Source organism: Escherichia sp. WS1152 (assembly GCF_046487665.1).
GTDB classification, from domain to species: Bacteria; Pseudomonadota; Gammaproteobacteria; order Enterobacterales; family Enterobacteriaceae; genus Escherichia; species Escherichia coli.
On the sequence record NZ_JBJQJA010000009.1, the window covers coordinates 1 to 14,510 of the forward strand.

The 14,510-nt window shown below is 51.0% G+C and carries 12 protein-coding genes; 4 read left to right on the top strand and 8 right to left on the bottom strand.

What is annotated here, in order from left to right; translation table 11 throughout:
- Window positions 1-262: 262 nt before the first annotated feature.
- Entirely contained in the window at window positions 263-955 is a 693-nt protein-coding gene (locus tag ACJHW7_RS15240) for a FadR/GntR family transcriptional regulator (protein WP_001131169.1), read from the top strand.
- Window positions 956-977: 22 nt separating this feature from the next.
- Window positions 978-2,405: a multidrug transporter subunit MdtD gene (gene mdtD, locus ACJHW7_RS15245; RefSeq protein ID WP_001280838.1), complete on the top strand. Its 1,428-nt coding sequence runs from the start codon at window positions 978-980 to the stop codon at window positions 2,403-2,405.
- Here the strand turns inward: mdtD and rbsR are convergent.
- The 7 genes from rbsR to kup form a co-directional block, all read right to left on the bottom strand.
- Entirely contained in the window at window positions 2,371-3,363 is a 993-nt protein-coding gene (gene rbsR / locus ACJHW7_RS15250; RefSeq protein ID WP_000224470.1) for a ribose operon transcriptional repressor RbsR, read from the bottom strand. The genes mdtD and rbsR overlap by 35 nt on opposite strands.
- A 3-nt stretch (window positions 3,364-3,366) precedes the next feature.
- Window positions 3,367-4,296: a ribokinase gene (rbsK, locus tag ACJHW7_RS15255; protein WP_021557358.1), complete on the bottom strand. Its 930-nt coding sequence runs from the start codon at window positions 4,294-4,296 to the stop codon at window positions 3,367-3,369.
- A gap of 125 nt (window positions 4,297-4,421) precedes the next feature.
- Window positions 4,422-5,312 (bottom strand): ribose ABC transporter substrate-binding protein RbsB, encoded by an 891-nt coding sequence (gene rbsB / locus ACJHW7_RS15260; RefSeq protein WP_001056273.1) that lies wholly within the window; start codon window positions 5,310-5,312, stop codon window positions 4,422-4,424.
- A 24-nt stretch (window positions 5,313-5,336) separates the two neighbouring features.
- Complete coding sequence (rbsC, locus tag ACJHW7_RS15265) at window positions 5,337-6,302, bottom strand: ribose ABC transporter permease (protein ID WP_000211858.1); 966 nt, start codon at window positions 6,300-6,302, stop codon at window positions 5,337-5,339.
- 4 nt (window positions 6,303-6,306) lie between these two features.
- Window positions 6,307-7,812: a ribose ABC transporter ATP-binding protein RbsA gene (gene rbsA / locus ACJHW7_RS15270; RefSeq protein WP_000387770.1), complete on the bottom strand. Its 1,506-nt coding sequence runs from the start codon at window positions 7,810-7,812 to the stop codon at window positions 6,307-6,309.
- 7 nt (window positions 7,813-7,819) lie between these two features.
- Window positions 7,820-8,239, bottom strand: coding sequence for a D-ribose pyranase (rbsD, locus tag ACJHW7_RS15275; RefSeq protein WP_000715936.1), 420 nt, complete (start codon window positions 8,237-8,239; stop codon window positions 7,820-7,822).
- A 166-nt stretch (window positions 8,240-8,405) separates the two neighbouring features.
- Window positions 8,406-10,274, bottom strand: a complete 1,869-nt coding sequence (gene kup, locus ACJHW7_RS15280) for a low affinity potassium transporter Kup (RefSeq protein ID WP_000102319.1) — start codon at window positions 10,272-10,274, stop codon at window positions 8,406-8,408.
- Between the two features lie 222 nt (window positions 10,275-10,496).
- On the opposite strand from kup, the gene ravA reads away from it, so the two are divergent.
- Both ravA and viaA read left to right on the top strand, forming a co-directional pair.
- Window positions 10,497-11,993 carry an ATPase RavA gene (ravA, locus tag ACJHW7_RS15285; protein WP_021557357.1) on the top strand — a complete coding sequence of 499 codons (1,497 nt, stop codon included), beginning with the start codon at window positions 10,497-10,499 and terminating at the stop codon, window positions 11,991-11,993.
- On the top strand, window positions 11,987-13,438 hold the full coding sequence (gene viaA, locus ACJHW7_RS15290) for an ATPase RavA stimulator ViaA (RefSeq protein WP_001626337.1): 1,452 nt from the start codon (window positions 11,987-11,989) through the stop codon (window positions 13,436-13,438). The genes ravA and viaA overlap by 7 nt, the downstream gene beginning before the upstream one ends.
- A 4-nt stretch (window positions 13,439-13,442) precedes the next feature.
- Here viaA and asnA read toward each other — a convergent pair whose 3' ends face one another.
- Entirely contained in the window at window positions 13,443-14,435 is a 993-nt protein-coding gene (gene asnA, locus ACJHW7_RS15295) for an aspartate--ammonia ligase (RefSeq protein ID WP_000845107.1), read from the bottom strand.
- Window positions 14,436-14,510 lie beyond the last annotated feature (75 nt).

A 14,510-nucleotide genomic window follows, 5' to 3' on the forward strand; every position in this document is an offset into this window, starting at 1 on the left:
TTTGCTTTCTCTGTCGGAATTCTCAGGAGAACCCCGCTGACCCGGCGGCGTGTTTGCCGTTGTTCCGTGTCAGTGGTGGCGCATTATAGGGAGTTATTCCGGCCTGACAAGAGGAAATTTAAAATAATTTTCTGACCGCGCATTTTTTCAGCAAAAGCCCCGTTAATGTGCCATAAAACAAGCAATTTGCCGTTTTTGCAACCGTAATCACACTTCCTGGTGGCATACTAAGGAGGAATAAAAAGAAAAAGGAAGATTAGTAATGCCTTTAAGCGCACAACAGTTAGCTGCACAGAAAAACCTTTCGTATGTTCTGGCTGAGAAGCTGGCGCAACGCATCTTAAAAGGTGAATATGAACCCGGCACCATTTTGCCTGGTGAGATTGAGCTGGGCGAGCAATTTGGAGTGAGTCGTACAGCGGTACGCGAAGCGGTCAAAACGTTAACGGCAAAAGGGATGGTTTTACCGCGACCGCGAATTGGTACCCGGGTCATGCCACAATCAAACTGGAATTTTCTTGATCAGGAATTGCTTACCTGGTGGATGACAGAAGAGAACTTTCATCAGGTCATCGATCACTTTCTGGTTATGCGTATCTGTCTGGAGCCGCAAGCTTGCCTACTGGCTGCAACGGTTGGCACCGCGGAACAGAAGGCGCATCTCAATACGTTAATGGCCGAAATGGCGGCATTAAAAGAGAACTTTCGCCGTGAACGCTGGATCGAAGTCGATATGGCCTGGCATGAGCATATCTATGAAATGAGCGCCAATCCGTTTTTGACCTCATTCGCCTCGCTATTCCATTCGGTTTATCACACTTACTTCACGTCAATTACCAGCGACACAGTGATAAAGCTGGATCTGCACCAGGCGATTGTCGATGCGATTGTCCAAAGCGATGGCGACGCGGCATTTAAAGCTTGTCAGGCGCTGCTACGCTCACCTGATAAGTGACAACCCGATAATAGGACATTGAATGAGCGATAAAAAGAAGCGCAGTATGGCGGGTTTGCCGTGGATCGCGGCGATGGCCTTCTTCATGCAGGCACTTGATGCCACTATTCTGAATACCGCCTTACCCGCAATCGCTCATAGCCTTAATCGTTCTCCTCTCGCGATGCAATCAGCCATCATCAGTTATACGCTGACGGTGGCGATGCTTATTCCGGTAAGCGGATGGCTAGCCGATCGCTTCGGTACGCGTCGCATTTTTACCCTTGCCGTGAGTCTGTTCACATTGGGTTCTCTGGCCTGCGCACTTTCTAATTCGCTACCACAGCTGGTTGTCTTCCGGGTTATTCAGGGGATAGGCGGCGCAATGATGATGCCTGTTGCTCGGCTGGCCTTACTGCGCGCTTATCCTCGTAATGAACTTCTTCCAGTATTGAATTTTGTCGCCATGCCGGGTCTGGTGGGGCCAATTTTAGGCCCCGTTCTTGGCGGCGTGCTGGTCACCTGGGCAACCTGGCACTGGATATTTTTAATCAATATCCCCATAGGTATTGCGGGCCTTCTTTACGCGCGCAAACATATGCCCAATTTCACCACCGCACGACGCAGATTCGATATCACTGGCTTTTTGCTGTTTGGCCTCAGCCTTGTTCTCTTCTCAAGCGGAATAGAGCTATTCGGGGAAAAGATTGTCGCCAGCTGGATTGCCTTGACGGTAATTGTCACCAGCATCGGGTTACTGCTTCTCTATATTCTCCATGCGCGACACACGCCAAACCCATTAATTTCATTAGATTTATTTAAAACCCGCACTTTCTCGATCGGTATCGTAGGCAATATTGCAACCCGTCTGGGGACCGGTTGTGTACCGTTCCTTATGCCATTGATGTTACAGGTAGGATTTGGTTATCAGGCGTTTATTGCCGGCTGTATGATGGCACCGACAGCGTTAGGTTCCATTATTGCAAAATCGATGGTTACCCAAGTCTTACGTCGTCTGGGCTATCGCCATACGTTAGTGGGGATCACGGTGATTATTGGGCTAATGATCGCTCAGTTCTCTTTGCAATCACCGGCAATGGCGATATGGATGCTGATCTTGCCGTTGTTTATATTAGGGATGGCTATGTCGACGCAATTTACCGCGATGAATACCATCACACTTGCCGATCTGACCGATGACAACGCCAGCAGCGGTAACAGTGTTCTGGCGGTCACGCAGCAACTGTCGATTAGTTTAGGCGTTGCTGTAAGTGCGGCCGTCCTTCGCGTTTATGAAGGGATGGAAGGCACAACGACTGTCGAACAATTCCACTATACGTTTATCACGATGGGCATTATTACTGTTGCTTCAGCAGCAATGTTCATGCTTCTGAAAACAACCGATGGTAATAATTTGATCAAAAGACAGCGTAAATCTAAGCCGAACCGCGTTCCATCAGAATCGGAGTAAGTTGTAATCGTTGTTGCTGAAGGGTCGGCTGGGTTATCCGATGGATGAGTACATCAATCGCCAGCTCCCCCAGTTCATCTTTCGGTTGGTGGATAGTGGTTAATGGTGGCGTCATAAAGCTTGCCAGTTCGATATCGTCATAGCCAATCACCGCGATATCCTGCGGAACCTGTAACTCTGCCTGATATAACGCCTGGTAAACGCCAACAGCCATAGCGTCATTTCCGGTAAAGACGGCCTGAGGACGCAGCGGATGTGATAACAGTTGGCGCATGGCGTCAAACCCGCCGTTAAATTCAAAATCACCAGTGACTTCATAGCCATCAGGAATGTTGAGACCCGCACGTTTCATCGCCGCCCGATAACCTTCCAACCGCAGGCGCGCCGGAGTTTTATCCAGCGGACCGGTAATACAGGCGATACGGGTATGACCTTTATCGATCAGATATTGCGTTGCTAAGTCTCCGCCCAGCAACGAGTTATCCTGAATAAGATCGCTGTCGCCATCGAACGGAGCCCAGTCCATCATCACAGTAGGCACTGTCGGATAACGTTGCATGATTTCACGCGAAGGTTGATGCGTTTCGGTGCACAGTAACAGCAAGCCATCAACGCGTTTTTGCATCAGCGTTTCCAGATTGCGATTCATCCGCTGTTCATCTCCTTCGGTATTGCAAAGGACGAGACTATAACCGCGTTCGAAGCAGCTGCGTTCAACGCCACGCACCAGTTCTGAATAGAAAGGATTGGTACTGGCAGTGATCAACATGCCAATGGTATGTGTTTGATTGAGTTTGAGGCTACGCGCCAGGGCTGATGGCGCGTAATTGAGTTCTTTAATCGCCGCTTCAACTTTGGCGGTAATCGCTTCACTGACGAAGCGATCTTTATTGATAACGTGAGAAACTGTTGAGGTAGAAACGCCCGCCAGGCGGGCAACATCTTTCATTGTAGCCAAGCGTCACCTCTGCCTGTCTAAAAATGCGTCGATCTCTTCACGCCACGGTACGGAAGGTTGTGCGCCTTTACGTGTTACGGCAATCGCAGCGGCAGCATGGGCAAACCGAATCGCCTCTGGCAATGGTTTTTCTTCCAGCAACGCCGTGATTAACGCGCCGTTAAAGGTATCTCCGGCAGCAATGGTATCGACAGCCTGCACCCGGAATCCAGGAACGCGCTGACCTTCACCATTCACGCTAGCCCATACACCACGACTTCCTAAAGTAATCAGTACAGTACGGATACCTTTTTCATGCAGTACCTGCGCCGCCTTCGCTGCATCTTCATCATTTTCAACACGAATACCGGTGAGCTTTTCTGCTTCCGTTTCGTTTGGCGTAATAATGTCCACCAGCGCCAGCAGTTCGTCAGGAAGTTCGCGAGCCGGAGCCGGGTTAAGCGCAACGATAGTCTTATTTTGATGGGCGATTTTCGCCGCTGCCATCACACTTTTGAGTGGTGACTCCAGCTGCATTAATAATGCTGACGCGTTGGCAATACGCTCACGTTGCGCTTCCACCAGCGCCGGGGAAAGGGCAGCATTAGCGCCGGCATGAATACCAATGACATTCTCACCTTCGCCATTAACAAAAATCAGCGCCACACCTGTTGATTCGCCTTTGATCACGCTGACCGGAGTAATATCGATGTTATCAGTGGCGAGCTGCTGGCGAACGCTCTCGCCAATGCTGTCATCGCCAGTACAGGCAATAAAGGAGATATTCGCACCGCTACGCCCAGCAGCCACAGCCTGATTCGCGCCTTTGCCGCCAAATGCAACCTGATAGTGGTTACCGGTTACGGTTTCGCCTGGAGTAGGAAAAGATTGAAGATTAAGAATGTGGTCAGCATTAATGCTGCCAAGAACAACGAGGCTGCCTGCGTTTTGCATATTCGGGATGTCCATAAAATGCGCCACCGTGTTAGGGTGGCGCGTGCCCTGCTTTTCTTTATATTACACGTTCATCTGTCGATGACGTATTTATGTCACCATCAGGTCATACAACCTGATTAAAACTACTGCTTAACAACCAGTTTCAGATCAACCGGATACTTAGCCTGAACTTTCTCGCCTTTCAGCACTTTATCTGCGGTTTCGACGCCTTTCGCGCCAATCTGATCGGGTAGCTGAGCGATAGTCGCTGCTAGTTTGCCATCATTCACCGCTTTTTCGCCATCCGGTGTACCGTCAAATCCGACGACCATCACATCCGATTTACCGGCAGTTTGCAGTGCGCGCAGCGCGCCCAGCGCCATTTCATCATTCTGCGCGAATACAGCCTGAACATCCGGATGAGCGGTCAACAGGTTCTGCATTACGTTCAAACCTTTGGTGCGATCAAAATCTGCTGGCTGGCTGGCAAGAACATTAAACTTGTGAGCAGCTACGGCCTGCTGGAAGCCTTCGCCACGTTCACGGGCTGCGGATGTACCAGCAATGCCTTGCAGCTCGATAACTTTGGCACCTTCACCCGCTTTCTTCGCGATGTAATCACCGGCGATTTTGCCGCCCAGTACGTTATCAGATGCAATGTGGCTCACCACTTCACCTTTCGTTGCCTGGCGGTCAAGAGTGATAACCGGGATGTTCGCCTGGTTAGCCATCTTCACAGCATTACCCACTGCGTCGGAGTCGGTCGGGTTAATCAGCAGAATTTTTGTGCCGCGAACGGTTAAGTCCTGCACGTTCGCCAGCTCTTTCGCCGGGTTGTTCTGGGAGTCCAGCACCACCAGGTTATAGCCAAGTTTATCCGCCTCTTTCTGCGCGCCATCTTTCAGCGATACAAAGAACGGGTTGTTAAGCGTGGAGACCACCAGCGCGATGGTGTCTTTTGCCATCGCATTCGCACTGACGGTGGCGCTTAGCGCAACAGCGGAAACCAGGGTAGCCAGTTTTTTCATGTTCATATTCAAGATGTCCTGTAGTCGTTATTACTGCTTTTTGTTGTCTACCAGCACCGCCAGCAAAATCACCACCGCTTTGACGATCATCTGGTAATAGGAGGAAACACCTAACAAATTCAATCCATTATTAAGGAAGCCAAGAATTAATGCGCCGATCAACGTCCCAACAATGCGACCTTTTCCGCCCGCCAGACTCGTACCGCCCAGAACCACCGCAGCAATAGCATCCAGCTCATAGCCAGTCCCCGCCGTGGGTTGTGCGGAGGAGAGACGCGCCACTTCAATGATCCCGGCCAGTGATGCCAGCAGACCACAAAGAGAATAGACGATGATTTTGATTTTATTGACGTTGATACCAGAAAGACGCGTTGCCGCTTCGTTGCCGCCCAGCGCGTAGATGTAACGCCCCAGACGCGTGTGATGCAGCATGTACCAGGCCGCGAGGAAGACAATCCCCATGATCCAGACTGGCGTCGGTACGCCCAGCGGACGACCAATACCAAACCAGCCAAACAGATCGGCGTTCTCAGTAAAGCCGGTATTCACTGGGCTACCGTTGGTATAAACCATGGTCACGCCGCGCAGTAAAAGCATCATAACCAGCGTAGCGATAAACGCCTGGACGCGACCTTTCGCTACAATCACTCCGGTTACCGCACCAATTGCGGCACCTAACGCGAGAGCGGCAGCGACAGCCACCAGCGCATTGACTTCAATGCCGACGATAGATGCAGCAACTGCGCCGGTTAGCGCCAACAGAGAACCTACCGACAAGTCTATGCCCGACGTCAGGATCACCAGCGTCATCCCAACCGCCATAATGGCGTTCACCGAAGTTTGCTGGAGAATATTGAATAAGTTATTGATGGTGAAAAAGTTCGGGCTTAACGTCGAGACAATCGCGATCAGCACCAGCAGAGCGATAAGCGATTTCTGCTCCATCAGCCACGCTTTCGTGAAATAACGGCGACCAGAGACAGTCTGGGTTGTCATTTTTTTACTCCTGATTCACGCGATTAAGCTTGCCCACAGCGGCAGCCATTAACACTTCCTGGGTGGCCTGCTCACGAGTAAATTCCCCGCTGAGATGCCCTTCATGCATGACGATGATGCGATCGCTCATGCCTAATACTTCTGGCATCTCCGATGACACCAGAATGATGCTCAAGCCATCGGCTTTGAACTGGTTAATCAGTTGATAGATCTCTTTTTTCGCGCCGACATCTACGCCACGGGTAGGCTCATCGAGGATCAACACCTTGGGGCGTGTCATCAGACCGCGGGCAATCGCCACTTTTTGCTGATTGCCACCGGAAAGCAGACCAATTGCCTGTTCCATCGACGGAGTTTTCACATTAAACAGACGAATGAAATCACTCACAGCCTGCTGTTCATCGGCATGCTTCAAACTGCCACCAGCGCGGCTGAAGTAGCGCAGCGCTGTCAGCGACATGTTCTCTTTTACTGACATGCCCAACACTAAACCGTCACGTTTACGGTCTTCGGAGATATACACAATGCCGTTTGCCAGGCCATCCTGCGGTGAACGGGTAACGACTTCATGCCCATCCAGGGTGACGTAACCGCTGGTGCGCGGTAGTGCGCCGTAGAGCACTTTCATCAGTTCGGTACGACCTGCGCCCATCAAACCAGAGACGCCAAGAATTTCGCCTTTGCGTAAAGTAAAAGAGACATCGTTAACGCCAGGTCCGCAGAGATTATCGACTTTCAGGCGGATATCTCCCGGCGCTTTGTCCAGGTGCGGATATTGATCTTCCAGCTTGCGACCCACCATCATCTCAATCAGCGAATCTTCGGTCAGTGATGCCACTTCGCGCTCAGCAATAAATTGTCCGTCACGAAAAACGGTAACGTCATCACAAATCTCGAAGATTTCTTTCATGCGGTGGGAGATATAGACAATACCGCGGCCTTGCGATTTCAGCTCGCGGATGACGCGGAACAGGGATTCGGTTTCGGTATCGGTCAGCGCATCGGTCGGTTCATCCATAATGATGACTTTCGACTCAAAGCTCAGCACTTTGGCGATTTCAACCATTTGCTGGTCACCGATGGAAAGATCGCCCACCAGCTTGTCGCTTTTAAAGCGCAGGTTAAGTTTAGCCAGCAATTTATCCGCTTCGGCATACATGGTTTTCCAGTCAATTTTGCCAAAGCGATTAACAAACTCACGACCGAGGAAAATGTTTTCGGCAATGGTCAACTGCGGGATCAGGTTCAGTTCCTGATGGATAATCCCAATCCCGGCTTCCTGGGAAGATTTCGGCCCGGTAAATGTCGTTTCTTTCCCCAGCCATAAAAGCGTGCCGGCATCGCGAGTATAGATACCAGTAAGCACTTTCATCATGGTGGATTTACCCGCGCCGTTTTCGCCCACCAGCGCCATCACGCGGCCCGGATAGACATTTAACGCAGCGCCCGAGAGGGCTTTTACGCCCGGGAAGGCTTTATCGATGCCTTTAAGCTGAAGTAATGCTTCCATGACGGCCTCAGAACGTCACGCCAGCACAGAGAATGATATTCGCATACGGAGAACATTCTCCGCTGCGAATTACCGCCTGACTTTCTGCGGTTTGTTGTTTGAATTGTTCATGCGTGGTGTAACGAATTTCAATGGTATTTCCCTGGTGTTTTTGCAGCTGCTCAAGGTGAGTGAGCAACGTTTCGTGGAGTTGCGGATTATGTTGTTTGATCTCTTCCGCGATAATGGCCGCCTCGACCTGCATTTCATTTGTGACGACGCCCAGCACCTGCATAAAAGAAGGTACACCCTGGGTTAATGCCATATCGATACGCGTTGTACTTTTGGGGATGGGTAACCCAGCATCACACACCACCAGCGTATCGGTATGTCCCAGACGGGAGATCACCGATGAAATATCAGAATTAAGAACGGTGCCTTTTTTCATTTTTTTCTCCATCAGCGAAACGTTTCGCTGACCCGCAGTTTAATCCTGACTGAGTTGGGAAAACCATCGTGACGTTACGGAAATGTGATCAACCTCGAAACGTTTTACATGGTGATTAACCATGAAAACAAAAACGCCCCCTTATGAAGAAAGGAGGCGTCTGGCGTTAGATTTCGACCTGAGTACCCAGTTCGATAACCCTGTTTGGCGGGATTTCAAATTGATCTGGTGCACGCAGCGCATTACGTTGCAGCAGCAAGTACAGCTTGCCGCGCAGACGCAAATACCACGGGCGTTTGCCGAGGATCAACGACTCATGCGACATAAAGAAGGAGGTTTCCATCATCCGGCAACTTAATCCTTCCAGACCGCAGCGGTGGAAAACTTCTTCCACGTTTGGCGTTTCTCGCCAACCATAACTTGCCACCACGCGCCAGAAAGTGGGCGACAGTTGTTCAATCTGTACCCGACGGACGTTATGGACATATGGCGCGTCTTCGGTGCGCAGAGTTAACAGAATCACCCGCTCATGCAATACCTTGTTATGTTTGAGGTTATGCATCAGCGCAAAGGGAATGACGTTGATTGCACGCGACATATACACCGCGGTCCCGGGCACGCGAACAGGCGGTGATTTCTCCAGCGAAGCAATCATCGCTTCCAGAGAGTTACCATGTTCATGCATCCGCCGCAGCAAGCGGAAACGCTCGCTCTTCCAGGTGGTCATCACGATAAACATCACAGTACCGAGGCTCAATGGCAACCAGCCGCCGGAGAGCAGTTTATCGAGGTTAGCGGTGAACAATGGAATATCGACACAAAGGAAAGCAATCAGGATCAGCGCAACAAAATACTTATTCCAGTGCCAGTTCTGACGTGCCACGGTAGTCGAGAGAATAGACGTCAGCACCATGGTTCCGGTCACCGCAATCCCGTACGCCGCCGCCAGGTTGCTGGAGTGCTCAAAGCTGACAATCACAATCACGACCGCGACATAGAGCATCCAGTTCACAAACGGAATATAGATTTGCCCTGACTCCATTTCGGAGGTGTGAATAATGCGCATCGGCGACAAATATCCCAGACGTACCGCCTGACGCGTCAATGAAAAGACGCCAGAGATAACCGCCTGCGAGGCGATTACCGTCGCCAGTGCGGCGATGATCAGCAGCGGGATCAGCGCCCAGTCCGGTGCCAAAAGGAAGAACGGGTTCTTAATCGCTTCCGGGTTCTTTAACAACAGCGCTCCCTGGCCGAAGTAATTAAGAGTTAAGGAAGGTAATACGACAGTGAACCACGCCAGACGAATAGGGAACTTACCAAAGTGTCCCATATCAGCATACAGCGCCTCGACCCCCGTAATCGACAGCACCACTGCCCCTAATGCAATAAAAGAAACCGTTTTGTATTCAAGGAAGAAATGCACCGCCCACATCGGATTCAGCGCATGCAGCACTTCCGGGTTAGCAATAATGCTACGTAACCCCAGTCCTGCCAGAATCAAAAACCAGGTCAGCATGATCGGCGCAAACAGCTTACCGACCATAGCCGTGCCATGCTTTTGAATCATAAATAATAAAGTGAGAACGATAATTGAGAGGGGAACTATCCAGGTATCCAGCTGCGGGGCGACGATTTCCAGACCTTCAATGGCTGACATCACCGAAATAGCGGGTGTTATGACGACTTCACCATAGAAAAAACTGCCGCCGATTAGCCCCATAATCACCAGCATTGATGTGGTTCGCGCCGACGTATTACGCCCGGCAAGCGACATCAACGTCAGGATCCCCCCCTCACCGGCGTTATCTGCCCGCATCACGAAGGTGAGATATTTAATGGAAACCACAAAGATTAGCAGCCAGAAGATCAGCGATAAAAAGCCAAACACGGCATCGCGTTCAACGCCAAAACCAAACTGGCCGGACAAACATTCACGAAGTGTATATAACGGGCTGGTACCAATATCGCCGTAGACAACTCCAATCGCCGCGAGGGTAATCGCGGGCAATGATTGCTTATTATCAGTGCTCATAGACTAGTCTTTCGTTGAAATATGAAATGTGTGCTTAGTCCCTTGGCCCACAAAAAAGCGCACAGTATGCACGATTAACGGCAAAATCGTACTCCTAAATGCGGCCACATTAACCTGGCTCAAAGAAAAATCCCCCCCCTTTGAGACTATTTTAGCCACCAGCAAGAAACGTCTATACTCGCAATTTACGCAGAACTTTTGACGAAAGGACGCCACTTCATTATGGCTCACCCTCATTTATTAGCGGAAAGAATTTCCCGCCTGAGCAGTTCGTTGGAAAAGGGGCTTTATGAACGTAGCCACGCCATCCGCTTGTGTTTATTAGCGGCATTAAGTGGTGAAAGTGTGTTCCTCCTTGGCCCGCCAGGTATTGCCAAAAGTTTGATCGCCCGGCGCTTAAAATTCGCCTTTCAGAATGCCCGCGCGTTTGAATATCTGATGACTCGCTTCTCCACGCCGGAAGAAGTTTTTGGTCCCCTTTCTATTCAGGCGCTAAAAGATGAAGGGCGCTATGAACGTTTAACCAGCGGTTACCTGCCGGAAGCAGAAATTGTCTTTCTGGATGAGATCTGGAAAGCGGGCCCGGCAATTCTTAATACCTTGCTCACCGCCATTAACGAGCGCCAGTTCCGCAACGGTGCACACGTAGAAAAAATCCCGATGCGTCTACTGGTGGCGGCCTCCAACGAGCTGCCGGAAGCAGACAGCAGTCTGGAAGCGTTATATGACCGCATGCTGATTCGTCTGTGGTTAGATAAAGTGCAGGATAAAGCGAATTTCCGCTCCATGCTGACCAGTCAACAGGATGAAAACGACAATCCGGTTCCTGATGCCTTGCAGGTCACAGATGAAGAATATGAACGCTGGCAGAAAGAGATTGGTGAAATTACGCTGCCCGATCATGTATTTGAGCTGATTTTTATGCTGCGCCAGCAACTGGATAAATTACCGGATGCGCCTTATGTCTCGGATCGTCGCTGGAAAAAAGCGATCCGCTTATTGCAGGCCTGCGCCTTTTTTAGCGGTCGCAGTGCTGTTGCCCCGGTAGATCTCATTTTGCTGAAAGATTGCCTGTGGTATGACGCGCAAAGCCTGAATTTGATACAACAACAAATTGATGTATTGATGACCGGTCACGCCTGGCAACAGCAAGGGATGTTGACTCGCCTTGGCGCGATTGTGCAACGTCACCTGCAACTCCAGCAGCAACAAAGTGATAAAACAGCCTTAACGGTAATTCGTCTGGGCGGCATTTTCAGCCGTCGTCAGCAGTATCAACTCCCTGTTAACGTTACTGCTTCCACTCTGACTCTGCTGCTGCAAAAACCGTTAAAACTGCATGATATGGAAGTGGTTCATATCTCCTTTGAGCGTAGCGCGCTGGAACAGTGGCTGAGTAAAGGTGGTGAAATTCGCGGCAAACTGAACGGTATCGGCTTTGCCCAGAAACTGAATCTGGAAGTTGATAGCACCCAACATCTTGTTGTACGCGATGTAAGTTTACAAGGCAGTACGCTGGCTCTTCCCGGTTCATCGGCTGAAGGTCTGCCAGGTGAAATAAAACAACAACTGGAAGAGCTTGAAAGCGACTGGCGTAAGCAACACGCTTTATTCAGCGAACAGCAAAAATGTCTGTTTATCCCTGGCGACTGGTTAGGTCGCATTGAAGCCAGCCTACAGGATGTCGGCGCACAGATTCGCCAGGCACAACAATGCTAACGCTGGATACGCTTAATGTGATGCTGGCCGTCAGCGAAGAGGGATTGATCGAAGAGATGATCATCGCGCTGCTGGCCTCACCGCAGCTAGCGGTCTTCTTTGAAAAATTCCCACGACTGAAGGCGGCAATCACTGATGATGTTCCCCGCTGGCGTGAGGCGCTGCGTAATCGGCTGAAAGATGCCCGAGTCCCGCCGGAACTCACCGAAGAGGTGATGTGCTATCAGCAAAGCCAGCTCCTCTCCACGCCGCAGTTTATTGTGCAGCTACCACAGATCCTGGACTTACTGCATCGTCTGAATTCCCCATGGGCAGAACAAGCCCGACAGTTGGTTGATGCTAACAGCACGATCACTTCAGCGTTACACACGCTTTTCCTCCAGCGTTGGCGTTTAAGTCTGATCGTGCAAGCAACGACGTTAAATCAACAGTTATTAGAAGAAGAACGCGAACAACTGTTGAGTGAAGTTCAGGAACGCATGACGCTGAGCGGACAACTTGAACCGATTCTCGCAGATAACAATACCGCAGCTGGTCGTCTGTGGGATATGAGCGCCGGTCAGCTTAAACGTGGCGACTATCAGTTGATTGTGAAATACGGTGAATTTCTTAACGAACAGCCGGAACTGAAACGCCTGGCAGAACAGCTGGGGCGTTCCCGGGAAGCCAAATCAATACCGCGCAACGATGCGCAGATGGAAACCTTCCGCACCATGGTGCGCGAACCGGCAACTGTTCCTGAGCAGGTTGATGGTCTGCAACAAAGCGATGATATTTTACGTCTTCTGCCGCCAGAACTGGCGACACTAGGGATAACGGAACTGGAGTATGAGTTTTACCGTCGGCTGGTGGAAAAACAGTTGCTCACCTATCGCCTGCACGGTGAGTCGTGGCGTGAAAAAGTGATCGAACGCCCGGTGGTGCATAAAGATTACGACGAACAGCCGCGCGGACCGTTTATTGTCTGCGTGGATACTTCCGGCTCAATGGGCGGCTTTAATGAACAGTGTGCGAAAGCGTTCTGCCTGGCTTTGATGCGCATTGCTCTCGCTGAAAACCGGCGCTGTTATATTATGCTATTTTCCACCGAGATCGTCCGTTATGAGCTTTCAGGCCCACAAGGCATCGAACAAGCAATCCGTTTTTTAAGCCAGCAGTTTCGTGGCGGCACCGATCTTGCCAGTTGTTTTCGCGCCATTATGGAACGCTTGCAAAGCAAGGAATGGTTTGATGCCGATGCGGTGGTGATTTCTGATTTTATCGCCCAGCGGTTGCCTGACGACGTGACGAGTAAAGTGAAAGAGCTGCAGCGGGTACATCAGCATCGCTTTCATGCCGTGGCGATGTCGGCACACGGCAAACCCGGCATCATGCGCATTTTCGATCATATCTGGCGCTTTGATACCGGGATGCGAAGCCGCCTGCTCAGACGCTGGCGGCGATAAATTATTACAGCAGAGAAGGGACGCTCTCGCGAACAGCAGCTGGCCATACTCCACACTGAACCTGGCCGATATGCGGCAGTTGCAGCAGCAGCATGGTCAAACGAGACTGGCCGATACCGCCGCCGATGGTCTGCGGCATTTCACCGCGCAGCAACGCCTGATGCCATTCCAGCTGCAGACGATCTTCATCACCGGTCAGCGCCAACTGATGCTTCAACGTGTCGGCATCCACGCGGATCCCCATGGAAGAAAGCTCAAACGCATCTTCCAGTACCGGGTTCCACACCAGAATATCGCCGTTCAGGCCCGCATGGCCCAGCTCTGACGGGGTGCTCCAGTCATCATAATCCGGTGCGCGCACGTCGTGACGATGACCATCGCTCAGCTTGCCGCCAATCCCGACAAGGAATACCGCACCAAGATCTTTCGCTATCGCCCGCTCACGCCCTTTGGCATCAAGATCCGGATAACGAGACAGTAACTCCTGGCTGTGTACGAAGTGGATCTGATCCGGCAGGAACGGTGCCAGGCCAAACTCTTCGCTAACCGCAGCTTCGGTTGCTTTAATTCCCGCCCAGATCGCCTCTACCGTGCTTTTCAGAGTCGAGAATTGACGCTCACCGTCGCCCATTACGCGTTCCCAGTCCCACTGGTCAACATAGACCGAGTGCAACGGAGAAAGACGGTCTTCATCGGGGCGAAGGGCTTTCATGTGCGTGTACAGCCCTTCGCCCGCGCTGAAGTCGTGTTGCCCTAAGGTCTGACGTTTCCACTTCGCCAGTGAATGAACCACTTCGAACTGGGCATCAGGCAGAGCTTTCACTTTTACCTGCACCGCTTTTTCACAGCCCGACAAGTTATCCTGCGTGCCATCCCCCACACGGCTAAGAATCGGCGCCTGGACTTCGATCAGCCCCAGACGTTCTTCCAGTTGGCGAGAAAAGTGAGATTTCACGAAGCTAATTTGGCGTTGTTTGGCAATGTAAGCGGTTTTCATTTTTTATACTCCTGCGTCCTGTTGCTTATGATTAAGCAACAAAAACCGATACACATGCAATAATCATTCAATAAA